The 21,755-nt window shown below is 61.0% G+C and carries 21 protein-coding genes and 1 tRNA gene; 8 read left to right on the top strand and 14 right to left on the bottom strand.

Features of this window, described 5'->3' with window-relative positions; all coding sequences use genetic code 11:
• Positions 1-11: 11 nt before the first annotated feature.
• From VWZ85_RS10510 to VWZ85_RS10500, 3 genes are read left to right on the top strand one after another with little or no spacing between them, the layout of a single operon-like run.
• Complete coding sequence (locus tag VWZ85_RS10510) at positions 12-1,016, top strand: ABC transporter ATP-binding protein (RefSeq protein ID WP_416588198.1); 1,005 nt, start codon at positions 12-14, stop codon at positions 1,014-1,016.
• Positions 1,013-1,786 (top strand): L-iditol 2-dehydrogenase, encoded by a 774-nt coding sequence (locus tag VWZ85_RS10505; protein WP_416588194.1) that lies wholly within the window; start codon positions 1,013-1,015, stop codon positions 1,784-1,786. Before VWZ85_RS10510 ends, VWZ85_RS10505 begins: the two co-directional genes overlap by 4 nt.
• A 29-nt stretch (positions 1,787-1,815) precedes the next feature.
• Entirely contained in the window at positions 1,816-3,285 is a 1,470-nt protein-coding gene (locus VWZ85_RS10500; protein WP_416588192.1) for a mannitol dehydrogenase family protein, read from the top strand.
• 29 nt (positions 3,286-3,314) lie between these two features.
• On the opposite strand, the gene VWZ85_RS10495 is transcribed toward VWZ85_RS10500, so the two are convergent.
• Positions 3,315-4,637 (bottom strand): cytochrome-c peroxidase, encoded by a 1,323-nt coding sequence (locus tag VWZ85_RS10495; RefSeq protein ID WP_416595491.1) that lies wholly within the window; start codon positions 4,635-4,637, stop codon positions 3,315-3,317.
• 48 nt (positions 4,638-4,685) lie between these two features.
• On the opposite strand from VWZ85_RS10495, the gene VWZ85_RS10490 reads away from it, so the two are divergent.
• Positions 4,686-5,159: a tetratricopeptide repeat protein gene (locus VWZ85_RS10490; protein WP_416544385.1), complete on the top strand. Its 474-nt coding sequence runs from the start codon at positions 4,686-4,688 to the stop codon at positions 5,157-5,159.
• 59 nt (positions 5,160-5,218) lie between these two features.
• Here VWZ85_RS10490 and dctP read toward each other — a convergent pair whose 3' ends face one another.
• The 6 genes from dctP to VWZ85_RS10460 form a co-directional block, all read right to left on the bottom strand.
• Entirely contained in the window at positions 5,219-6,277 is a 1,059-nt protein-coding gene (gene dctP, locus VWZ85_RS10485) for a TRAP transporter substrate-binding protein DctP (RefSeq protein WP_340545367.1), read from the bottom strand.
• A gap of 46 nt (positions 6,278-6,323) precedes the next feature.
• Positions 6,324-7,799: a TRAP transporter large permease gene (locus tag VWZ85_RS10480; protein ID WP_416588187.1), complete on the bottom strand. Its 1,476-nt coding sequence runs from the start codon at positions 7,797-7,799 to the stop codon at positions 6,324-6,326.
• Positions 7,799-8,389, bottom strand: coding sequence for a TRAP transporter small permease (locus VWZ85_RS10475; protein ID WP_416588185.1), 591 nt, complete (start codon positions 8,387-8,389; stop codon positions 7,799-7,801). The genes VWZ85_RS10480 and VWZ85_RS10475 overlap by 1 nt, the downstream gene beginning before the upstream one ends.
• A gap of 62 nt (positions 8,390-8,451) precedes the next feature.
• Complete coding sequence (locus tag VWZ85_RS10470) at positions 8,452-8,973, bottom strand: flavin reductase family protein (RefSeq protein WP_416540284.1); 522 nt, start codon at positions 8,971-8,973, stop codon at positions 8,452-8,454.
• Positions 8,973-9,863, bottom strand: coding sequence for an aldo/keto reductase (locus VWZ85_RS10465; RefSeq protein ID WP_416588183.1), 891 nt, complete (start codon positions 9,861-9,863; stop codon positions 8,973-8,975). Before VWZ85_RS10465 ends, VWZ85_RS10470 begins: the two co-directional genes overlap by 1 nt.
• On the bottom strand, positions 9,863-11,017 hold the full coding sequence (locus VWZ85_RS10460) for an LLM class flavin-dependent oxidoreductase (protein WP_416588180.1): 1,155 nt from the start codon (positions 11,015-11,017) through the stop codon (positions 9,863-9,865). The genes VWZ85_RS10465 and VWZ85_RS10460 overlap by 1 nt, the downstream gene beginning before the upstream one ends.
• Positions 11,018-11,118: 101 nt before the next feature.
• Between VWZ85_RS10460 and VWZ85_RS10455 the strand changes: the two genes are divergently transcribed.
• Together VWZ85_RS10455 and VWZ85_RS10450 are read left to right on the top strand one after the other, a co-directional pair.
• Complete coding sequence (locus VWZ85_RS10455) at positions 11,119-11,829, top strand: GntR family transcriptional regulator (protein WP_416588178.1); 711 nt, start codon at positions 11,119-11,121, stop codon at positions 11,827-11,829.
• Positions 11,830-11,837: 8 nt separating this feature from the next.
• Entirely contained in the window at positions 11,838-12,944 is a 1,107-nt protein-coding gene (locus tag VWZ85_RS10450; RefSeq protein WP_416588176.1) for a Gfo/Idh/MocA family protein, read from the top strand.
• 22 nt (positions 12,945-12,966) lie between these two features.
• On the opposite strand, the gene VWZ85_RS10445 is transcribed toward VWZ85_RS10450, so the two are convergent.
• Positions 12,967-14,286, bottom strand: a complete 1,320-nt coding sequence (locus tag VWZ85_RS10445; protein ID WP_416588175.1) for an ATP-binding protein — start codon at positions 14,284-14,286, stop codon at positions 12,967-12,969.
• 84 nt (positions 14,287-14,370) lie between these two features.
• Here VWZ85_RS10445 and VWZ85_RS10440 point away from each other — a divergent pair, with 84 nt between their 5' ends.
• Positions 14,371-15,285: an MBL fold metallo-hydrolase gene (locus VWZ85_RS10440; RefSeq protein ID WP_416588173.1), complete on the top strand. Its 915-nt coding sequence runs from the start codon at positions 14,371-14,373 to the stop codon at positions 15,283-15,285.
• Between the two features lie 86 nt (positions 15,286-15,371).
• Positions 15,372-15,446: transfer RNA gene (locus VWZ85_RS10435), tRNA-Asn, on the top strand.
• A 56-nt stretch (positions 15,447-15,502) separates the two neighbouring features.
• Here VWZ85_RS10435 and VWZ85_RS10430 read toward each other — a convergent pair.
• The 6 genes from VWZ85_RS10430 to VWZ85_RS10405 all read right to left on the bottom strand — a co-directional run bounded on the left by VWZ85_RS10430 (position 15,503) and on the right by VWZ85_RS10405 (position 21,750).
• A complete protein-coding gene (locus VWZ85_RS10430; protein WP_340545358.1) occupies positions 15,503-16,708 on the bottom strand; it encodes an MFS transporter in 1,206 nt (401 codons plus the stop codon).
• Between the two features lie 153 nt (positions 16,709-16,861).
• Complete coding sequence (locus tag VWZ85_RS10425) at positions 16,862-18,295, bottom strand: sensor histidine kinase (RefSeq protein WP_416588170.1); 1,434 nt, start codon at positions 18,293-18,295, stop codon at positions 16,862-16,864.
• A gap of 25 nt (positions 18,296-18,320) precedes the next feature.
• The gene (locus VWZ85_RS10420) at positions 18,321-18,998 is read right to left on the bottom strand and encodes a response regulator transcription factor (RefSeq protein ID WP_416588168.1); all 678 of its coding nucleotides are present in this window, start codon (positions 18,996-18,998) and stop codon (positions 18,321-18,323) included.
• 194 nt (positions 18,999-19,192) lie between these two features.
• Positions 19,193-19,561 (bottom strand): glycine zipper family protein, encoded by a 369-nt coding sequence (locus VWZ85_RS10415; protein WP_416540290.1) that lies wholly within the window; start codon positions 19,559-19,561, stop codon positions 19,193-19,195.
• A 119-nt stretch (positions 19,562-19,680) separates the two neighbouring features.
• On the bottom strand, positions 19,681-20,163 hold the full coding sequence (locus tag VWZ85_RS10410) for a hypothetical protein (RefSeq protein WP_340545354.1): 483 nt from the start codon (positions 20,161-20,163) through the stop codon (positions 19,681-19,683).
• A 186-nt stretch (positions 20,164-20,349) separates the two neighbouring features.
• Positions 20,350-21,750 (bottom strand): TRAP transporter large permease, encoded by a 1,401-nt coding sequence (locus VWZ85_RS10405; protein ID WP_416588166.1) that lies wholly within the window; start codon positions 21,748-21,750, stop codon positions 20,350-20,352.
• Positions 21,751-21,755 lie beyond the last annotated feature (5 nt).

Below are 21,755 nucleotides of genomic sequence, written 5' to 3'. Positions count from 1 at the left end.
GAAGATACCCCATGGGACAGATCAAACTTGAACGCGTGACCAAGCGCTTTGGCTCCGTTGAGGTTATCCCGCCGCTGGACCTGACCATTGAAAATGGCGAATTCACCGTCTTTGTCGGCCCCTCCGGTTGCGGCAAGTCCACGCTGCTGCGGCTGATTGCAGGGCTTGAGGATATTACCACCGGCACCATCCGCATCGACGGGCAGGATGCCACCGACATTCCCCCGGCCAAACGCGGGCTGGCGATGGTATTTCAGTCCTATGCGCTCTACCCGCATATGACAGTGCGCAAGAACATCGCCTTTCCGATGAAGATGGCGGGCATCCCGGCGGATGAGCAGAAGCGACGCATTGAAAATGCCGCGGCGGCGCTGAACCTCACCAATTATCTGGATCGCCGTCCGGGGCAGCTGTCCGGCGGTCAGCGCCAGCGGGTAGCCATCGGTCGCGCCATCGTGCGTGAGCCCGCAGCCTTTCTGTTCGACGAACCGCTGTCCAATCTGGATGCCGCCCTGCGCGTCGGGATGCGTCTTGAAATCTCCGAACTGCATAAGCGCCTTGCCACAACCATGGTCTATGTGACCCATGATCAGGTTGAGGCGATGACCATGGCCGACAAGATCGTGGTCCTGAATGCCGGGGTCATCGAACAGGTTGGCAGCCCGCTGGAGCTCTATCGCGCACCGCGCAATGTATTTGTGGCAGGCTTCATCGGCTCGCCCAGAATGAACCTGCTGACCGGACCGGCGGCAGCGGCGCAGGATGCCGCAACGATCGGCATTCGACCCGAGCACATCGCGATTTCCGAGACCGAAGGATCGTGGGAGGGAACCATCGGCGTTTCCGAGCATCTGGGCTCCGATACGTTTTTTCATGTTCAATGTGAGGCCTTTGACGATCCGCTCACTGTTCGTGCCGGGGGCGAACTCGATCTTCGCTATGGAGCGCGCGTTTTTCTGACGCCCGATATGGCGCATCTGCATCGGTTCGGCTCTGACGGGCTGCGGATCGGATGATGCGGCTGCTTGGAAAACGCGCCCTGATCACCGGGGCCGCGCGTGGCATCGGCGCAGCCTTTGCCGAAGCATATCTGCGCGAAGGTGCACGGGTGGTGATCGCCGATATCGATCATGCGCGCGCCGAGGCTACCGCTGCGCGTCTCGGCGACGCCGCCATTGCCATCGACCTTGATGTCACCGATCAGACCAGCATTGACCATGCGCTTGCCCGCACGGTGGAGGCGCTGGGAGGCCTGGATATCCTGATCAACAATGCCGCCGTGTTCACCGCAGCGCCGCTGGTCGAGGTCACGCGGGAGGCCTATCAGCGCACCTTTGATATCAATGTCTCCGGCACGTTGTTCATGATGCAGGCCGCCGCGAGGCAGATGATCGCGCAGGGCAATGGCGGCAAGATCATCAACATGGCCAGCCAGGCCGGCCGCCGGGGAGAACCGCTGGTGTCGGTCTACTGCGCAACCAAGGCCGCGGTGATCAGCCTCACTCAATCTGCCGGACTGAACCTGATTTCGCATGGCATCAATGTGAACGCCATCGCGCCCGGCGTGGTCGAGGGCGAGCATTGGGATGGTGTCGATGCTTTCTTCGCCAGATACGAAGGCAAGGCACCCGGCCAGAAAAAGGCCGAAGTGGCACAATCCGTTCCCTATGGCCGCATGGGCACCGCAACGGATTTGACCGGAATGGCAGTCTTTCTTGCAAGCGACGAAGCCAATTATATCGTCGCCCAGACCTACAATGTCGACGGCGGTCAATGGATGAGCTGATGCGGGAACACAAGCGGGAGGCAGCGGCCATGAAACTATCGAATGACACCCTGACACAATTGCCGCAAACAATCGCGCGCCCCGGCTACGACCGGGCACAGATCACGCCCGGCATCGTCCATATCGGGCTTGGGAATTTTCACCGGGCACATCAGGCCTGGTATCTCCACGCGCTGATGCAGCGCGGTCTTGCGATGGACTGGGGCATTATCGGAGCAGGTGTGCGCGCCGCCGACGCCAGAATGCGCGACCGGCTGCTTGCGCAGGACTGCCTGACAACTTTGATCGAACTCGACCCCACCGGGCGCTCGGCCGAAGTGATCGGCCCGATGATCGACTTTCTCCCCGTGGAGGCGGGCAACACAAGCCTGATCACGACGATGGCGAGCCCCGCGATCAGGATCGTATCGCTTACGGTGACAGAGGGCGGCTATTATCTGGACCCGCAGCAGGGTGGGCTTGACCTCAAACACGAGGATATCCGTCACGACATCGCCCATCCGGGCCATCCTCGCAGCGTGTTCGGCGCCATCGTCGAAGCGCTGAGGCGGCGCAGAAGCCGCAGCCTGCCTGCCTTTACCGTGCAGAGCTGCGACAATCTGCAGGGCAATGGTCAGATCACCCGCACCGCCGTTGTCACCCTGGCACGACAAACCGATCCCGAGCTTGCGGCATGGATTGATCAGAACGCAGCCTTTCCGAACTCCATGGTCGATTGCATCGTTCCGGCCACCGGCCCGGCAGAGGTGGCACTGGCGCGCGGATACGGGCTTGAGGACAGCGCCCCAGTGACCCATGAGAATTATCGCCAATGGGTGATCGAGGATGATTTCTGCACAGGCCGCCCCGATTGGGATCAAGTTGGTGCGATTATGACCGATGACGTGCACGGTTATGAAAGCATGAAGATCCGCGTGCTGAACGCAGGGCATCAGGTGCTGGCGAATGTCGGCGAGCTATTGTCGATCCCAACCATCGCCGATTGTATGGGTGACCCTTTGGTGGCGGCCTTCTTTCGCAAGGTCCAGCAGGAGGAAATCCTGCCCTATGTCGCGGCGGTCCCGGACATGGCGCCGAGCGATTACCTCAACCTGATTGAGGCGCGGTTTTCCAACCCGGAGATCCGCGACACGACGCGGCGGGTGGCCTATGATGGCTCGTCTCGCCATCCCGGTTTTGTGCTGCCCATCCTGCGCGATGCGGTGCAGCAGGCCGGAGCAATTGATGGCTTGTGTCTTGTCGAGGCGCTATGGGCGCGGATGTGTACCGGCATTCGCGAAGATGGCAGTCTCATCCCGCCAAACGATCCGGACTGGGAGGTCCGTAATACCCACGCCGAACGTGCACAGCACACCCCGGAAGCCTGGCTACAGCAGAGCGCGATCTACGCGGATCTGTCGGTTGAAGTGCCTTTCGTTCAGCGGTTTTCCCACTGGATGCAGGTCATAACGGCGCAGGGCTGTCGTTCGGCACTTCGCACCTATCTCGGCCCGGCATGAACATGTCCTATTGCGGAATGCTGGACCGGTCAGCGATTGGTCCCATCAACGGGCAGGCCGCTTGGAACGGATGCGGGCACTGATGACGTTTCGGCGCGGGCCTCTGCCCCGGTGAGTGCTGTGAGGAAAGCGATCAGCGCTGCGATGTCCTGATCGCTGAGGTCCCGGCGTAGATAGATATCCCGCGCGCGCGCCTGTCGCGCCATCTCGAACCGGTCCTGCTGTACCACAAAATCCGTGGCGGCCAGCCAGGGCACATCTGGCAATTGCAGATCGTCAGGCGTCCACGCCGAACGGCTTGCGACTGGATCGAGGTGATGCCGGATCATCCGGTCAAGCGTCGGAAAAGCGCCATTATGGCCATAAGGCGCGGTCAGTTCCACATTGCGCAGCATCGGCGTGCGAAAGCGGTAGGCATCTGACAGATCGTCGCTTTCTCCCATTCGACCGACATCCCGGGCGTAGGGGTCAAAGCGGCGCGCGCGACCGGGGCCAAAGGCCGGCAGACCAAGGGCGTAGAAGTTCTGATCCGAAAACAGCGGCCCAGCATGGCAGCCGCTGCATCCGGCGCTGCCAAAAAACAGATCGGCACCGGCTTTTTGCTGCGCGGTCAGCGCCGTCGCATCCCCGGCCAGATAGGCGTCAAACGGGCTGTCGAACGAGGTGAAATCCTGCACCATGAACTGGGCCAGAGCCTCCGCGATATCGGTGATCTGCACATCCTCAGGCGCCATGATGTGGTCAAAGGCGGCGACAAACCCTGCCGCATATGTCGGCAGGCCGCGGACGCGTTTGGCAATGATCGGCCAGGCCAGATCAATCCGGTCGCGGCTGGCACCGATGATTTCATTCTCGCCGACATTCCCGGCCATTTCCACGCTGGACGTCATCGGAAACAGCGCCTGCGCCGCCAGCAGGGATTGCAGCCCGTCAGGCAGCCATTCCTCTGCCGGGGTGTTGAAGCCATTGCCATAGACCGGATCCGCGCTGATCCGCCCGTCGTGCATCAGAACCCGGATGGATTTTGCCCCGAGGTTCCAGAGCGCGGGTGCATTGCGGGGGATGCGTTTCTGCACCCGGTTGCGGCCTCTGGTAGAAACCCGCGCCCGGCCCAGCCCCTCGCCGCCTTCTCCAAGGCCTAAGGATAGTCCGTCAGAGGTGCCATGGCGCGGATGATGGCAGGTTCCGCAGCTGATATTTCTGTTCCCGGACAGGATCTTGTCGTAAAATAGCAGCCGACCCAACTCGGCCTTTGCGGGGTCTACGGGTAGAAAATCGCTTGCCCCCAGCGGCGGCGGAAACCGCGGATCAGTCGCAGCCGCCGACCCCGCAAAAAGGCCAAACGCCAGCACAACACAGGAGAGCACATGCGCAAGAGATGGAAACCGGTTCTGGCCGCGATGGCGCTGTCCACGAGCAGCCTGGCGCTGCTGGTCCCGCAGCCTGCGCGGGCCGAAATCGAGCAGGCGCGCGACCTGATGGAGGCCGGCGAATTTGCGGCTGCGCGCGAGGCGCTCTGGCCAGCGGCGCGCTCCGGCAACGCAGACGCTGAAGAGCTGATCGGGGTGATGTATGCCATGGGGCTGGGTGTTGACCGTGACGACCAGCGGGCCTTTGAATGGTATCTGCGCAGCGCCATGAAAGGGCACCCCGGCGCGCAATCGGGTATCGGTTGGTACTATGAAATCGGCCGTGGGCTGCCCGCCCCCGACTTGGTGCGCGCCTATATGTGGTACACGCTGTCGGCCATTGGCGGTGATCCCGATGCGGCGATCAGCCTTGAAGAGGTGGTCAAGAAAATGACCCCTGCGGAGATCGAGAAAGCGCATGTTCTGGTCGCGGACTATAAGGTCTGGATGTATCCGTTTCGCTAGCCAACGGGGCAGCGGCGCGGCTAGATCCCGCACCGCCGGTTGGTGTTGCAGCCTACTGATCAGTTCAGATCGGCGGCACGGGCCGCGTTGACGTCGGCTTCGGCCTTGGCGACTGCATCGGTCAGCGCGGTAAAGATCTCATCGCCGCGCGTCACGTTGGATTTGAACCAGTCATAGACCGGCTCGGCTGCGGATTTGAACGCCGCCTTCTGTTCGGGCGTCGGAACATAGAGATCGCCGCCACCGGCAACAAAATCCTCATAGGCCTGGATCGACTTGCGCTTGGGCGAGGCAAATGTGGCCTGTTGCAGCGCGTAGAAGCCATCGACCACGACCTGCCGCATGTCTTCCGGCATACTGGTGAAGGTTTGGTTCGACATCCACCACAGCGCCCCCATATAGGCGTGTCCGTCCAGCGTCACATATTGCAGGCCAGCGTCGGGGAATTTCATGCCCATGATATCGGTGATGCCGTTCTTGGAGCCTTCGACCACGCCGGTCTGGAACGAGGTAAACAGCTCCGGCCAGGGGATCGGTGTCGGAGAGGCCCCGAGCGCCTTTACCAGCTCCTGCGGCAGGTCGGCGACGACCGTTCGGATTTTCAGACCTTCCATGTCGGCAGGTTCCGCGACCCGGCGTTTGGTATTGGCGAAGTTGCGCCAGCCGCCGGTGTTGCCAATGGTCATCAGGCGGATCGCATCGCCGGAATCCTCCAGTGCCATCCGGCGCATGGTGCGGGTGAAATCGCCCGACAGCACATGTTCGGCAATCCGGTCATCCGCCATCAGATAGGGCAGATCCAGCACCTGGACGTAAGGGAACAACCCCGACGCGCCACCGGAGGTGGAAATATAGATGTCGATTGAACCATCCGCGACGCCTTGCAGGCATTCTGCCCCGTTGGAGCAAAGCTGGGTGCCGATGAACAATTCAACCTCGATTGCGCCATTGGAGGCCGCTTCGACGTAGTTCTTGAACACGACCAGACCGTCGTAATCCTCGTCATTCTCGTTGGAATTGGCGGTCGCGCGGATCTTGTAGTCTGCGGCGTAGGCCGACAGCGCGGTGCCTGCCATCAGGGCCGACAGGGCCAGTGTCTTCACCATTTTGCTGAGCATTCGTGTCTCCTCCTGTTGCTCTCTTATTCTGGGTATCGGGTCGTCCTTAGTTCAGAAATCCGGTCAACCGCGGAATGGTCAGCGAAATGGCCGGCACAAAGGTGATCAGAAAGATCACCGCAATTTCAATCGCAAGAAAGGGCAGGATCGCCCGGGCAATTGTTGTGACCCGCTCTTGCGAAACGGCGGCTGCCACAAACAGCACCAGCCCCATCGGCGGTGTCGCCAGACCAACCGTCAGGTTCACACACATGATGATGGCAAAATGGACCGAGTCGACGCCAAGATCGGTGAACACCGGTCCGAGGATCGGGCCAAGGATGATGATCGCAGGGCCCGCATCCAGGAACATGCCCACGACAAACAGCAAGAGATTGATCAGGAACAGCAGGATCAGCGGATTTTCCGAGAGGGTGAGGATGAAATCCGCCAGCTGTTCCGGCGCGTGACTGAGGCTGACGACGGTCTTGAACGACATCGCGGCGCCCACCAGCAGCAGCACCACGGCGGAGGTGATCCCCGCCCTCGTGAACACCTGCGGCAGGTCCGCCAGCCGCATCGACCCCAGCACCAGAAAGCTGATCAGCAGCGCATAGGCCACCGCCACGGCAGCGGCCTCGGTCGGGGTGAATACGCCGGCAAGAATGCCACCAAGGATCAGGACAGGCGTCTGCAACGGCACCACCGCTCGTTTGCAAATGGTGCGAAACGCCGGGCTGACCATCCGGCGCAGCCCCAGCATCAGCCCATGGGCAAACAGAACCGCGCCAAGGAACACCAGCCATTTGATCTGCGCTCCGGCCCCCTCGCCCAGCGGGACAAACTGTGCCAGCAACAGGCCAAGGTTGAGCCGCACCAGCCCAAAGGAGAACCAGCGCTCCATCGCGCCGATCTCAACGCTGTCGAACACCACCCGCCGTGCGGCCGGCAGCTCATACCGGTTGGCCATGGCGCGGACCATGATCATCAGGCCGACGCCGACCAGAACACCCGGAACGATGCCTGCGAGGAACAGCGCGGCAACGCTTTCGCCCATGACATAGGCATAGATGATCATGATGCCGGATGGCGGAATGATTGGCCCGATCACCGAACTGGCGGCAGTGACGGCCGCGGCGAATTTGCGACTGTAGCCTTCGCGCTCCATCGCAGGGATCAACATGGACCCAAGGGCAGAGGTATCGGCCACGGCAGAGCCCGAGAGGCCGGCAAACAGGATCGACGACAGGATGTTCACCTGCGCCAGACCGCCGCGCAGATGACCCATCAGCGCCTGCGAGAATTCGACCAGCCGAACGGTGATACCACCGCGATTCATCAACTCGCCCGCCAGCATGAAAAACGGGATCGCCATCAGCGGAAAGCTGTCCATCCCGTTATAGAGGTTGCGATACAACAGGGTGAGATCGCGTTCTTGGCCATTCAGCCACAGCAGGGCACCCGGGGCTGCCAGAAGACAGAAAAAGACCGGCAGACCGACCAGCAGAAGAAACAGGAACAGCGGCAGGAACCAGATCAGCATCACTCGGCCCCTCCGATGGTCATGCCCGGACGGTCCGGCAGGCGATCACCCTGACCGAACAGTCGCACGATGCGTTCCAGGATCAGCTCGATATTGACCAGGATCAGCAGGCCCAGGCCCACCACAAGCGACAGCATCATCCAGCTGCGGGGCACCCGGTGCCAGCTGTCAAAACCGAGAGAGGTCGGAACATAGAGCGAGGCGGTGGCAAACCGCCCGCCAAGACCGGTGACCTCCCTATATCCGATCTGAATACCAACGATCAGCACGGTCAGGCCAATCGCCAATAGCAGCAGCTGCAGCAGGTGGAACAGCCGCCCACGCAGCAGGGAGTCGATAACATCAATGGCCACAAAACCACCGTTGCGCAGTGCGGTCGGCGCCATCAGGCCGATCATCCACAACATGCAGAACCGCGCGGCCTCATCCGGCCAAGGCAAGGCACTGCCCAGCACGTAGCGAAAGAAGACCTGAATCAGGATCGCCAGAACCATCAGGCCAATGGCAAAAACGCCCACCCATCGGCCGAGCGCAAGCAGGCCGGTGTTGAGCGGGCGCAGTATGTTCAGGACCGACAGAACTGCCGTCATCGCGTCTCTCTCCTCCCCCCAATGTGCCCGCACCAACCTCCCTTGGTGCAGGCAGCCGGTCGCTAGCGTGACACGGCGATCTGGCCCATCTGGCCCTTGTAGAATGTCAATGCGTCCCCTTCTTCGCGCATGGTGGCGCGGTCAACGTGACCCAGCACGATGGCGTGGTCTCCCCCGTCATGGATGGCTGAACGGGTGCATTCAAACCGCGCCAGACAGTTTTCCAAGAGCGGCACCCCGTTTTCGTTGCGCTCCAGCTGCAAATGGTTCAGCCCAAAAGCATCTTTTGCGACCTGCCAACACAGATCATCCTGATCCGCCGCCAGAACGTGGATGGCGTAGTGGCGGGCTCTCTCGAAATAGGGAAAGCGCCGCGAGTTGCGGTCGGGCGACCACAGCACCAGCGGCGGCGTCAGCGAGACCGAGGAAAAACTGTTGGCGGTGATCGCCACAACCCCCTGATCGGAGGCTGCGGTCACGATGGTGACCCCAGTTGCGAACCGGCCAAAGGCGTCACGCAGCAGCCGCGTGTTGTCCGGTGCCGGAACAAAGCTGTGTTTGCCCTGCCCTGCATGTGCCGACATCATGCGACCTCCCGGCCCAATGCCGCCTCGTACAGGGTGAACCAGGTCGGGCGGTCCAGCTCGACCTTCAGCGCGTCAGAGGCCTGTTTGATCCGCTCCAGATTATTGGTGCCCAGCACCGGCAGGATCTGAGCCGGGTGCCGCAACAGGAAGGCTATGGCGACGGCGGCGCGGTCAACGCCTTGCGCGGCAGCAATCACATCCAGCCGATCGGCCAATTGGCCGCTCCCGGTCATCAGCCCCCCACCGCCAAGCGGTGACCACGCCATCAGCGCATGCCCCTGCCGCTGATGAAAGGCCAGATCGCCGTTGGTGAAGGGGCTGATCTCGGACAAAGAAAGTTCGATCTGATTGGTGGCCAGCGGCGTCTTCATCGCCGATTGCAGCAGCTCCCAATCCCAGGGACGGAAGTTCGACACGCCGACGGCGCGCAACTTGCCTGCGGCGACCAGCGCGTCCAGCGCGGCCCCTGTCTCGACATGATCCATCAGCGGATCCGGCCGATGGATCAGCAAGAGGTCGATATGGTCGATGCCCATTTCCATCAGCGACGTCTCAACCGAACGGGTGATATGGGCGGCGGAGGTATCGTAATGTTTGACCGTCGCGTCCGCATAGCGCCCGACTGGAGCCACGATATCGCATTTGGTGACGATCTCCATCTGCTCACGCAGGGCTGGATTCGCCTTCAGCGCCCGCCCCAGGATCCCTTCGGCTGTATAGCCGCCATAGATATCGGCCTGATCAAAGGTGGTGATCCCCTGCGCCAGACAGGCCTCGATCTTGGCCTCGACATTGGCGGTTGAGGTATCGCTGTCATCGCCAAGACGCCACATGCCATAGACCAGACGGCTGAACTCCAGCCCTTCTGCGATCTCGATCCGTTCCATCAACGACGTTCTCCGTTCCCTAGGGGTGTCGCCGGGGTCGATTGCGGCACCCGGCCATATTCATGCGGCAGTGAGCAGGTTTTCAGATGTGGCATCACCCGCGCCCCGAAATGCCGCGCTTCCTCCAGATGCGGATAGCCCGACAGCACAAAGGCGCGGATGCCCATCTTCTGGTAGGCTTCCAGCTTTGACATGACCTGATCGGTGGATCCGACCAGCGCCGCCCCGCAACCAGAGCGTGCCCGCCCTATCCCTGTCCAGAGGTTCGGTTCGATAAACCCGAATTCATCCGCAATATCGCGGTTCTTGGCCTGATGCGCCACGCCCAGCGAGGTGGCATCCAGCGCCCGCTCCCGAATGGCCTTGCCCTGCGCATCATCCAGTTTCGATACAAGGTGATCGGCGTATTCATAGGCTTCTGCCTCGGTGTCGCGGACAATCACATGCACCCGCAGACCATAATCAAGCGTACGCCCATAAGTTTCCGCGACGCTATGAACCGCCTGCATCCGACCGGCCAGATCTTCCATCTTTTCCGGCCACATCAGGTAGACATCGCAATGTTCACCGCAGAGCTCCAGCGCCGCCGGGGAATAGCCCCCAAAGTACAGCAGCGGCCCGCCGGTCTGATAGGGTTTCGCCGGATCGGTAGTCAGCCCTTCGAATTGGTAAACCTCGCCCTTGTGGTTGATCTCATCCCGGGTCCAGGCCTGTTTCAGGATCTCCACCACCTCGCGTGAGCGCTGATAGCGAAAGCCGCTGTCGGCGGTCTCCCCCGGAAAATCGGAGGAGATAATATTGACCGTCAGCCGCCCCTTCAGCATGTGATCCAAGGTGGCCAGGGTACGCGCCAGCATGATCGGCTGCATCTCGCCGCAGCGCACCGCTGCCAGCATGTTGATCCTGTCAGTGATCGGCGCACAGCCCGCCACAAAGCTGAGCGTATCCTGACCCACCTGATAGGACGACGGGCAAAGGATATTGCGAAACCCCTGCGCCTCTGCCTCTTTCACGATGTCAGAGCAATGCGCCCAGGACGACCGCAGGTCACCATCCGGTACACCAAGAAACTGGTAATCGTCCGAGCAGAGTGCCGCAAACCAGGACACTTCGACCGCATCAAGATCCGCGGATGTTACCGGAACAACGCTCATCGGTCTCTCCCTCGCAGTTGGCAACTTAACTCTTGCATAGCCTGCGCCTTGATGTAGATCAATGGTGTATCAATTTTTCTCACATGGTGACGATTGGCCCCATGCCCACTGCCCGCTCCACTGCCAGCGCGCTGCCGCTTTACCTTCAGATCAGCGAGTCCCTGACCCGTGAGATCGCGGCCGGAAGGTTGGCCGACGGGGAGCGACTGCCGCCCGAGCGTCAGCTGGCGCAGCAGTATGGAACCACCGTAAGAACCCTGCGCAAATCCCTGTCGGAGCTAGAAAAACAGGGGATGCTCGAACGGATTCAGGGATCGGGAAACTACATCCGCACCACCCAGTCAGTGCAAAGCGTCTATTCGATGTTTCGGCTGGAGCTGCCCGGCGGTGGTGGCTTGCCCACGGCAGATGTTCTGTCGGTGACCGCGCTCGCCAAGCCCGAAACACTGCCCGAATTTGGCAGGTCAGGCAGTGGCACCCGGATCAGGCGGCTGCGGTATCTCGATGATGTGGTGATCGCCGTTGAAGAGATTTGGCTGGATGGTGGCGCGGGACAGGTTGATGCCGGACAGCTGTCCGATTCCCTCTATAGATATTATCGGCTGCATCTGGGCTTCTGGATCAGCCGAGCCGAGGATCGGGTATCGCTTGGTCGGGTGCCCGACTGGGCGCCGACACGGTTTGGCAAGCCCCCGGGCGCGACGGTTGGGTATATCGAACGGCTAAGCTGGGCACAGGATGAGGCCGCCGTGGAGTTCTCACGCACTTGGTTTGACCCGGACATGGCGCTTTATGTGCAGCGCCTGACGTAGGAGGAAACATGTCACACCCCACCACCTATGGGATCATCGGCTGCGGCATGATGGGCCAGGAACATCTGCGCAATATCGCCCTGCTGGACAACACGCGGGTCGGTGCGATCTATGAACCCAATGCGGCCATGCGCGAGATTGCCGCCACGCTGACCCCTGATGCAGCGTTCGTGGACAGTATCGAGGCCCTGCTGGCTGTCGCTGAGCTTGACTGCCTGTTGATCGCCAGTCCCAATTTCCGCCATCTGGAGCAGCTGGAGACCCTGTCCCGCCTGCGCCCGTTGCCGGTGCTGGTCGAAAAACCGCTGTTCACCAGTCTTGCCGATCTGGCACGACTGGACGGTTTTGCAGCAGATTATCCGGCCCCCGTTTGGGTGGCGATGGAATATCGCTATATGCCCCCCATTGCGGCTTTCCTGAAGCAGGCCCAGACAGCGACCGGCGGCATCAAGATGCTGAGCATCCGCGAGCATCGGTTTCCATTTCTCGCAAAAGTCGATGACTGGAACCGGTTTGACGCCAAATCCGGAGGCACCTTTGTTGAGAAATGCTGTCACTTTTTCGATCTGATGCGGCTGACGCTCGGTTCTGAACCGCTACGGGTTATGGCCAGCGGCGGTCAGGATGTGAACCATCTGGACGAACGCTATGCCGAGGGAACCCCGGACATCCTCGACAATGGTTATGTTATCGTCGACTTCAGCTGCGGCGCCCGGGCGATGCTGGACCTGTGCATGTTCGCAGAAGGCGCTGAATATCAGGAAGAGGTCGCCGCTGTCGGACCCACAGGCAAGATCGAAGCCTTTGTGCCCGGACCGGGGCGGTTCTGGCCCACCCATCTGGGCGCGCCGCCGCTGCCGAAGCTGGTGACCTCGCCACGCTCCCCCAAAGGCCCTGTAAAACAAGAGATTCCTGTTGATCCCGAACTTCTTGAGGCGGGTGATCACAACGGATCCACCTTTTATCAGCACCAGAAGTTTCTCGAACTGGTCCGCGGCGAACGCGCAACACCTGAGGTGACCCTTCATGATGGGCGGATGGCAGTGCTCATGGGGATGGCGGCGCAGATCTCCATTGCCGAGCGGCGCAGCGTAGAGATCTCAGAGTTGATCTGAGCGCGCCCCGGTGACGGGGATATTACAAGCCGATCACGATATCGGCCTGTAGCCCACCCAGCTCGGCGCTGATGCCCAGCCGGAGCGTCCCACCATGCGCGCGCGCAATATCGGTGACAATCGCCAGCCCCAGACCAACCCCGCTGCCAAGATCCTGATTGCGGGCAGGATCAAGCCGGGTAAAGGGCCGGGTCGCCTCGGTCCGGTCCGCCTCTGCAATGCCAGGACCGTCATCCTCGACCCTTATGCGCAGGAATTTCTCGGTCATGGCAACGGACACCCGTGCGCGGGTGCCATAACGCACTGCGTTTGAGATCAGATTCTGCACGGCCCGACGCATCGCTGCGCCGCGCAGCATCACCTTGCCTTCGCCGCTCATCTCGCCGAGCATCACATCCTTGCCCTGCCGCCGCCAGCCATCGACCAGCAGCGTGATCATCACATGCGGATCCACTTCTTCCGGCTCGCTGGTGGAGACACCGCGCGAGAAGTCGAGAAAGGCATCCAGGAGCGCCTGCATCTCGTCGACATCCTGACGCAGCGGCTCGGCCTCCTCGTCATCCAGCATTGACAGGCCCAGTTTCATGCGCGTCAGCGGCGTGCGCAGATCGTGGCTGACACCGGAGAGCATCAGCGTGCGCTGCTCCATCTGACGTTCGATCCGCGCTCGCATGTCCAGAAAGGCGCTGCCGGCGGCGCGCACCTCATTGGCCCCACGCGGCGAATAAGGCTCCGTTCGTCCCCGCCCAAAGGCCTGTGCCGCTTCCGCGAGCTGCTTGATCGGGCGCAGCTGGTTACGCATGTAGACGAATGCGATGACCGTCATCAGGAAACCAAAGACGATCATGGTGACAATCAGCTGATGCGGCGCCGCTGCCGTCAGTCGCCGCCTGTCAAACACCAGCGCCAGTGGCCCGTGTTCGCTATCCAGCACCAACTGCACCCGGCGCGTGTTGGGGAACTGGGCAGAGATGAACCGTGGCGCCGTCGCCTGCAAGGTGTCCCGCACCACCCGGCCCGAAAACTCCAGTAGCCCCATCTGATCCAGCGGTACCGGCTCCTCCGGCTCGAGAAAGCGCAGCTGCATCTGGAGCGGTCGCAGCAGCGGATCGGCCAGTTGCAGGGCCTCCTCGCGACTGCCAGCCGGTGCCATCATCTGCTCCAGCAGGCGCAGCTCGCGCAGCATTGTGAGCGTCATCTGGACCGTCAGATCCTCAAGGTCACGCTTGATGAACACAACCGAAATCACCAGTTGCAGCGTTACGATCGGCACCAGCAGGATAAGCGCCGCCCGCCCGTAAAGGCTGCGCGGCATATAGTGTTTGAGCCATTGAAAGAACATGCGCTACACCTACCGCGCGACCCCGCCGCTGAAAAGCAAAACGCGCATCTTCCGCGCCCCGTTTATCACCAAGGATCAGAGCAGATGCAGGCACCCGACGATTTCAATCCCCCCGCAGGCATCGCGGAGAATGTCGAACCGGGTCTGCGCCGTATCCTCGCACCGAACCCCTCTGCGATGACATATCGCGGCACCAATACCTATCTGCTGGGCCACAGCGATATTGCCATCATCGACCCCGGCCCAATGAGTGACGCCCATCTGCGGGCGATCCTTGACGCCGTGGAACCGGATCAGCGCATCAGCCACATTCTGGTCAGCCACAGCCATCTGGACCATTCCCCCCTCGCCCGGCCGCTTGCCAAGGCCACCGGCGCGCCGGTCTACGCCTTCGGCGATGCAACAACAGGGCGAAGCGCTGTGATGACGGAGCTGGCCGCCGCCGGCCTCGCCGGTGGCGGTGAGGGCATCGATGTGGATTTCACGCCAGACATTAGGCTGCGCGACGGTGATATCGTGGCCGGCCCGGACTGGCAGCTGGAAGTGATCCACACGCCCGGACATCTTGGCAATCATATCGCTTTTGCCTGGAAAGACGCCTGTTTTACCGCCGATCACGTGATGGGCTGGGCCAGTTCGCTGGTGTCGCCTCCCGATGGCGATCTGACAGATTTCATGGCTTCCTGCCAGCGATTGGCCGCGCGCAACTGGCGCGTCTTCTACCCCGGGCACGGCGCACCGGTTTGCGACCCTGCGGCCCGGCTCGCCTGGCTGATCACCCACCGCAAAGGGCGTGAGGCTGCGATCATGGCGGAGCTTGCGAAAGGACCGGCCACCGTGGCAGAGCTGACCGCGCGCATCTACACCGAAACTCCGGCAGCGCTGCGCATCGCCGCCGAGCGCAATGTTTTTGCCCACCTCGTTGATCTTGCAGGGCAATCCCGCGTCACATGCGCAGATCCTCTGTCATTCGGCGCGCTGTTCGCTCAGCTCCCATAGACAACCGGATGACCGCAGATTTTTTCAAAAAATCGCAAAACGACTCTGGACCTCATCAGATCCGACCGCTATACGGCACAAACCGTTCCGGCGTAGCTCAGCGGTAGAGCAGTTGACTGTTAATCAATTGGTCGTAGGTTCGATCCCTACCGCCGGAGCCAAAGATTTCAAGGGCTTGGAGATTACATCTCCAGGCCCTTTTCTTTTGTGAAGGCCGTCAGCCGGTGTCATGAGCCCTGAGACGCAGTACCAGCGGCACCATCGCCACCACAAGCACAGCGGCGACCAGAAACGGGGCACCGGGCAGATACCAGCCGGTCTCGCCGACAAACCGTTCAAACACCCCGGTAAGCACCAGCGGAGCCGCGACAGCAGCAACCGACGACAGCGAAGCGATGACGCCCTGAACCACACCCTGCTGATCCTCGCCAACCCGGTTGGCGGCAAATGCGGTGATCAGCGGCGGAGCCATATCTGACAGGGCGGCGATCGGCAAAAACACAATGACGACCCAGATGGCACTGGCAACGCCAAACCCGATCATGGAAATCACCGCCGCCACCATCGCGATGATCAGTGTTCTGAAATCCCCCAGGCGTTTGGTGAGCTGCGGCAGGATGCCCGCCTGTACCACGGCGATCAGAACACCATAGGCTGAAAGGGTCAGCCCGATGGTGAACCCGTCCCAGCCAAACACCTCGCGCCCCCAGAAGGACCAGAGTGTCGGGTAGACCAGATTGGCAAACTCGAAGACAAAGATACAGATCAAGGGGATCGCCAGACCGGGGATGGCAAAGGCGCGGAGGAGGGTCGCGAAGGGGTTGATATCACGGCGGCCAAACGGGCGACGGTTCTCCGGCTTCAGGGATTCCGGCAGAATGATCAGCCCGAACAGCACGTTGACCGCCGAAAGGCCCGCAGCGATCCAGAAGGGCGCGCTGATGTGCAGCCCCGACGCCATGCCGCCAATTGCAGGCCCCAGCACAAAGCCGATACCAAAGGCGGCACCGATCATCCCAAAGGCAGCGCCACGCTCTGCCGGTTTGGCGATATCCGATATATAGGCGGTCGCCGTGATATAAGTCGCCCCCGCCATCCCGGCGATGACCCGACCAACCAGCAGCATCCAATAGGTCTGGGCCAGCGCCATGATGACATAGTCGATCGTCAGGGTGACAAGCGCGAGGATCAGGATCGGCCGACGCCCATAGGCATCGGAGAGGCTGCCGACAATCGGGCCGAACAGAAACATGGCGGCGGCATAGGCCGACATCATGATGCCGCTCCACAACGCGCCTTCGGCGGTACTTTCGGCCCCCACTCTCAGCATTAGATCGGGCATGATCGGAAACACGATGCCAATGCCAATCGCATCAATCATCAATGTCGCAAGAATGAACAGAAAGGGGCCGGTCAACTTCATGGTGCTTGTCTTTTTTGATCTGAAACAGCGCCAACACGCGGCACAGCACTTAGTAGCTGAGGCGCGCGCGCAATGGGTAACCCTATTTCCGCAGCTTCGCGGCTTTTTGGCGCAGCGGTACAGAATGGCATCCTCGACGGCAGGCGGGCGACGTCAGCCCTCGGGAAATCTCACCTCGACCCGCAGTCCGCGCTGATCTGGTCCCGACATCAACGCCAGCTCCGCTTCGTGAAGGTCTGCAATCGCTTTTACCATGGCCAGCCCAAGCCCTGCCCCGGCGGTGTTGCGGCTGCGATCGAGCCGGTAGAGCGGATCCAGCACGCGGCTGCGTTCAGCCTCGGGTATTCCCGGGCCAGTGTCGGTGACTGACAGCCTGCGACCGCTCAAGTCGATTGCAATGCTGGCTCCCTCGCCGGCGTGGCGGATTGCGTTCTCGATCAGATTTGCCAGAAGCTGCATGATCAGGCTGCGGTCCGCATTGATAGTGACGGCATCGCTGACGCGGCAGGACAGCTCTTGCCCGGCGTCCTGCGCCACCGCCTCGTATATTTCATGCACCTGCTCCACGACTGCCGCCAGTTCGACGGGTGCAAAACCGTCCCGCCGCCGCTGGCTCTGCATCCGCGCAATCCGCTGAATGGCGCCAAAGATGGCAATGATATCATCCATCTGCGCAATCGCGGCCTCTCTATGGGCGGCCTGATCCTCGGCGTCTTCCGCCTGATCGAGATGCAGCCGCAGACGTGTCAGTGGCGTGCGCAGATCATGCGCAATATTGGCGGAAAAATCAGACATCTGCCGCATCGAGGCCTGCAAACGTTCGGTGGCACCGTCAATCCGCGCGGCCAGTTCATCAATATCATCGCGGATCACCCGGGGCGCCAGCCGAAGATCAAGATTGCCATCGGCAATACGGTCAAACCCCGCGCCGATCCGGTTCAGACGTCGCTGTGCCCGGATCCCGAAGATCAATCCGATGACCAGCGCAGGCAGCGACAGGATGATGACGAAGATAAGGATGACGCCGGTAAGATCCGCGCCAAAGGCACTGACACCGGGCGCATAGACCAGAAGGCGGCCATCCAGCACCGCACCGCTATAGATGCGCCAGCCGAGATCGGCGTCGCTGTCAAACTCCACATCGAAGCCCAGCTGGCGAGCGGTACCAGGGTTCCGCCCCGGCTGGTCAGAGGATATATCGTCCTCTTCATCTTCATCCTCGATCAGCTCAAAGATCCGGTCCAGAGTTTCCAGTGCCGCAGGTTGAAACAGCTGTTCGCCCTCCAGGATATCAAACCCCGGCCTGTCAAAAGCTCCCCGCAGCACGGGGCCGAGAACCTTGCCATCTGCGCGCAGAACGGCATAGCCGACACCGCTGTCGGAAAACACTTCGGCAGTCACGATCTGATCGGGGAAGCGCCCGGTGCGTGTCAGCCGATCGCTGATGCGCTGATATTCCTCCCGCAGCGCCGCTTCCGTCTCGGCGCGGAACTCTTCGGTGATGACATCGTCAAGCAGCAGCCCGCCAATGGTCAGCAGAACCAGAAACGCCAGCGACAGGGCAATCGCCTGACGCAGGGCGCTCATCCGCAACAGGCTCTTTATGAAGGATCTAATCAAGGAACATATACCCGGATCCGCGCACGGTTTTGATGAACTCCGTTCCGAAGGGTTTTTCAATCTTGTTCCGCAAGCGGCTCATATGGGTTTCGACAACGCTGGTGGCGGGATCGAAATTAATGTCCCAGACCCGTTCCAGCAGCATGGCGCGGGTCTGGATCCGCCCCTTGGAACGCATCAGAACCTCCAGCAGGCGAAACTCCTTGGGGTTCAGCAAGACGATCTGGCCATTGCAGGTACAGGTCTGGCTCAAGAGATCCAGCTCAAGCCCGCGATGAGAGAGCCGGGTTGTCATTTCTGCGGCCTCAGCCCGTCCGCGACGGCTCAGGGCGGTGATACGGGCCAGCAGCTCAGACATGGCGAAGGGTTTGCTGAGATAGTCGTCAGCACCGGCTTCCAGCCCCTCGACACGGTCCTCAACCGCGCCGAGCGCGGTGAGCAGGATCAAGGGGGTGGCAATCCGTGCAGAGCGCAGGGTTTTCAGCGCCGAAAGTCCGTCAAGATCCGGCGTCATCCTGTCAAAGATCAGGACATCATAGTCGCGGGTTGTTGCAGCCAGCAGCGCCTCGCGACCATTCTCGATCCAGTCGACCACATGGCCCGCTGCCATGAGGCCCTTGACCGTCCAGGTGCCAATTTCAGGATCATCTTCGAGCAGGAGAATTCGCATCAGGACTCCGCCGGTTTCAGCATCGCGCCCAAGTGACCAAGCCGGCCCCCTGGCGCTGCAATTGGGTGCAAGCTCGTTTCGGATGACCGGAGTTCAACGGATCACAATTAAGCTCCCCAAGGTTGAACCCGGCGCACCGGACGATCGGCAGTATTTGCCGACCGACAAGTCGGCGACGGGAGCTGGACAGGGCATCACGCCAGCACACGATGCCCGCGCCCCTGCATGCAGCGGATAAGAATGGTGCGGCGCTGTTTGTCGCGTTCATTCTGCCCGTCAAGCGCCCCGATACCACCGCCGAGTGCAGCTCCGATCCATGCGTCATCGGCGCGGTCTCCATCCTCACTGTCTACCGCTCCGATGATGCCACCGATCACCGCACCTTGAACAGCGCTGGATTTCAACGTTTTGTCTACGTGTTGTTCGGCCAACGCACGGCAGGCGCCCAAATCGGAGTGAAACCCGACTTGCTGCGGCCCATCTAACAGGAGCGGTTCTTCATAGCTGTCGCCACAGGCTCCAAGGGCGACTGCCGCGAGGCAGCCAAGATATAGCTTTTTCATGAATGGTCTCCGGCCAGCCGCCTGATCTGTCTTTCTCGCGGCGGCAAGGATGGTCTAGGGAATACTTCGATAAGGCCGGAGCCCACGCTCCGGCCCGTCATCAGATCCGGACGAGGTAATCAGCCTTTGTGATCGTCATCCTCATCGTCGTCATCGTCGCAATCGCACTCATCATCTTCGAGTTCATCAATCAGGCTTGCGAAGTCCAGCCCGTCCTCGAACTCATCGTCCAACAGCTGCTGCATCATTTCGGGTGAGGCCGCGGTTTGGGTCGCGGTGTTCAGGATCGAGCCATCGGTGGCTGACACCACGATCTCTGTCAGGCTGGTCGGACTGGCGACAACCGCAACAAACACAGGCGTGTCGTGAAGGTCATCAAGGCTGATTTCCACCAGTCGGCCTTCGGCGTTTTCCAATGCTGTGCGCATGACCTGATCAAAGGTGACAGGCACGGCGAGCATATCCGCATAGGTCAGCTCGGCCTCTGCCACCTCGACCGGGGCCACCTCCGGCGCCTGCTGCGCGCGCAGGCTCTGTGCGGCAAAGCCACCTGCAATCAGGGTTGCGGTCATAACGATACGTGTCGTTGTCTTGGTGATCATCTTCCATTCCTCTCATCTATTGCGCCAGGGCGGTGGACGCCGTGTCTGGCTGATGAGACGAATATGCAGGTCCAGTCTTACAGGGTCTCTGCGCGGAGCTTACAATTCTGTAAGCTTGGGATTTTTTGGGCCACGGCAGAGGATCTGTCGTGGCCCGAAGCTGTATTCTTTATATCTGGCAGAACCTTAGGCGAGGCTTGGCAGCCAGAGCACGATAGAGGGGAAAGCAACCAGCAAAGCGATGGTAATACCATCGGCAATGAAGAACGGCGTCACGCCCTTGAACACATCCTGCACCGTCAGATCGTCCCGCACACCCGCAACGACAAAGCAGTTGAGACCGATCGGGGGGGTGATCAGGCAGAACTCGGCCATTTTCACCACCAGAATACCAAACCAGATCGCACACATCGGCCCGGACATGCCAAATGTGCTTTCCGCCGCTGAAACGTATTCACCTCCGTTGAGCGCCATCACCGCCGGATAAACCACCGGAAGCGTGAGAAGCAGCATACCGATGGCGTCCATGAACATGCCGAGCACCGCATAGGCCAGCAGGATGCAGATCAGGATCAGCATCGGCGACAGGGTGAGCGAGGTGATCCAGTCGGAAAACGCCGCCGGCAGTTCAGCAAAGCCAAGGAAGCGGACGTAGATCAGGACGCCCCAGATGATTGTAAAGATCATCACCGACAGTTTTGCGGTTTCCAGCAGCGCGTCCTTGAACTCCGCCCATCGCATCCCGCGATACAGCGCCATCAGAAACACCACAAAGGCCCCGATTGCGCCACCCTCTGTCGGGGTCCCCCAAGCATCGCCCCCAAAGGGGTTGTAGACAAACAAAATGATCGTCGCGACCACAAACAGGATCGGCAGCGCAGGCGGCAGCGAGACAAAGCGCTCGCGCCAGGTAAAGCCGGTGACAGCAGGGCCAAAGCCCTTGATCGTCATCGCCATGCCGATGATCAGCAAACCGTAAATCAGTGCCGAGAAGGCACCGGGGATAAAGCCTGCCAGCAGGAGCTTGCCCACGTCCTGTTCGACGATAATCGCGTAGATAACAAGGATCGCAGAGGGCGGAATCAGCGAGGCCAGCGTGCCGCCGGCCGCCACCACACCTGCGGCAAAGCGTTTGTCGTAACCGATTGCCAGCATCTCGGGGATCGCGATCCGGGCAAAGACGGCGGATGTCGCAACAGAGGCGCCAGAGACGGCGGCAAAGCCCGCCGTGGCAAAGACGGTCGACACCGCCAGCCCGCCCGGCACCCAGGCCAACCAGCGTTTTGCGGCCTCAAACAGCGCTTTGGTGAGGCCTGCGTAATAAGCGAGATAGCCGATCAGGATGAAGGTCGGAATGAGGCTCAGCGCCTGGCTTGAGACCTTGGAATGGGGCACCTGCCCTGCGGTCTTCACGGCGATGGTCAGCGCCTTCGTGAACCGCGCCGGATCATAGCCAAACTTGGCCCAGAAGATCCAGACAAGGCCGACCAGCCCAGCGAGACCGGCGGCAAAGGCCACCCGCATCCCCAAGAACACAGTTATCAGAAGAAAGCCGCTGACCCAGAGGCCAATTTCGATAGGTTCCATAGTCT

Origin of the sequence: Phaeobacter sp. JH20_29 (assembly GCF_048056175.1) — a bacterium.
Lineage (GTDB): Bacteria > Pseudomonadota > Alphaproteobacteria > Rhodobacterales > Rhodobacteraceae > Phaeobacter > Phaeobacter bryozoorum.
This window is presented reverse-complemented; position numbering and strand designations above follow the sequence as displayed.

Coding starts and splice junctions, on each gene's coding strand:
- VWZ85_RS10510 (WP_416588198.1), top strand. CDS start 12: ATGGGACAGATCAAACTTGAACGCGTGACCAAGCGCTTTGGCTCCGTT.
- VWZ85_RS10505 (WP_416588194.1), top strand. CDS start 1,013: ATGATGCGGCTGCTTGGAAAACGCGCCCTGATCACCGGGGCCGCGCGT.
- VWZ85_RS10500 (WP_416588192.1), top strand. CDS start 1,816: ATGAAACTATCGAATGACACCCTGACACAATTGCCGCAAACAATCGCG.
- VWZ85_RS10490 (WP_416544385.1), top strand. CDS start 4,686: ATGGCGCTGTCCACGAGCAGCCTGGCGCTGCTGGTCCCGCAGCCTGCG.
- dctP (WP_340545367.1), bottom strand. CDS start 6,277: ATGCTCAGCAAAATGGTGAAGACACTGGCCCTGTCGGCCCTGATGGCA.
- VWZ85_RS10480 (WP_416588187.1), bottom strand. CDS start 7,799: ATGCTGATCTGGTTCCTGCCGCTGTTCCTGTTTCTTCTGCTGGTCGGT.
- VWZ85_RS10475 (WP_416588185.1), bottom strand. CDS start 8,389: ATGACGGCAGTTCTGTCGGTCCTGAACATACTGCGCCCGCTCAACACC.
- VWZ85_RS10470 (WP_416540284.1), bottom strand. CDS start 8,973: ATGTCGGCACATGCAGGGCAGGGCAAACACAGCTTTGTTCCGGCACCG.
- VWZ85_RS10465 (WP_416588183.1), bottom strand. CDS start 9,863: ATGGAACGGATCGAGATCGCAGAAGGGCTGGAGTTCAGCCGTCTGGTC.
- VWZ85_RS10460 (WP_416588180.1), bottom strand. CDS start 11,017: ATGAGCGTTGTTCCGGTAACATCCGCGGATCTTGATGCGGTCGAAGTG.
- VWZ85_RS10455 (WP_416588178.1), top strand. CDS start 11,119: ATGCCCACTGCCCGCTCCACTGCCAGCGCGCTGCCGCTTTACCTTCAG.
- VWZ85_RS10450 (WP_416588176.1), top strand. CDS start 11,838: ATGTCACACCCCACCACCTATGGGATCATCGGCTGCGGCATGATGGGC.
- VWZ85_RS10445 (WP_416588175.1), bottom strand. CDS start 14,286: ATGTTCTTTCAATGGCTCAAACACTATATGCCGCGCAGCCTTTACGGG.
- VWZ85_RS10440 (WP_416588173.1), top strand. CDS start 14,371: ATGCAGGCACCCGACGATTTCAATCCCCCCGCAGGCATCGCGGAGAAT.
- VWZ85_RS10430 (WP_340545358.1), bottom strand. CDS start 16,708: ATGAAGTTGACCGGCCCCTTTCTGTTCATTCTTGCGACATTGATGATT.
- VWZ85_RS10425 (WP_416588170.1), bottom strand. CDS start 18,295: ATGAGCGCCCTGCGTCAGGCGATTGCCCTGTCGCTGGCGTTTCTGGTT.
- VWZ85_RS10420 (WP_416588168.1), bottom strand. CDS start 18,998: ATGCGAATTCTCCTGCTCGAAGATGATCCTGAAATTGGCACCTGGACG.
- VWZ85_RS10415 (WP_416540290.1), bottom strand. CDS start 19,561: ATGAAAAAGCTATATCTTGGCTGCCTCGCGGCAGTCGCCCTTGGAGCC.
- VWZ85_RS10410 (WP_340545354.1), bottom strand. CDS start 20,163: ATGATCACCAAGACAACGACACGTATCGTTATGACCGCAACCCTGATT.
- VWZ85_RS10405 (WP_416588166.1), bottom strand. CDS start 21,750: ATGGAACCTATCGAAATTGGCCTCTGGGTCAGCGGCTTTCTTCTGATA.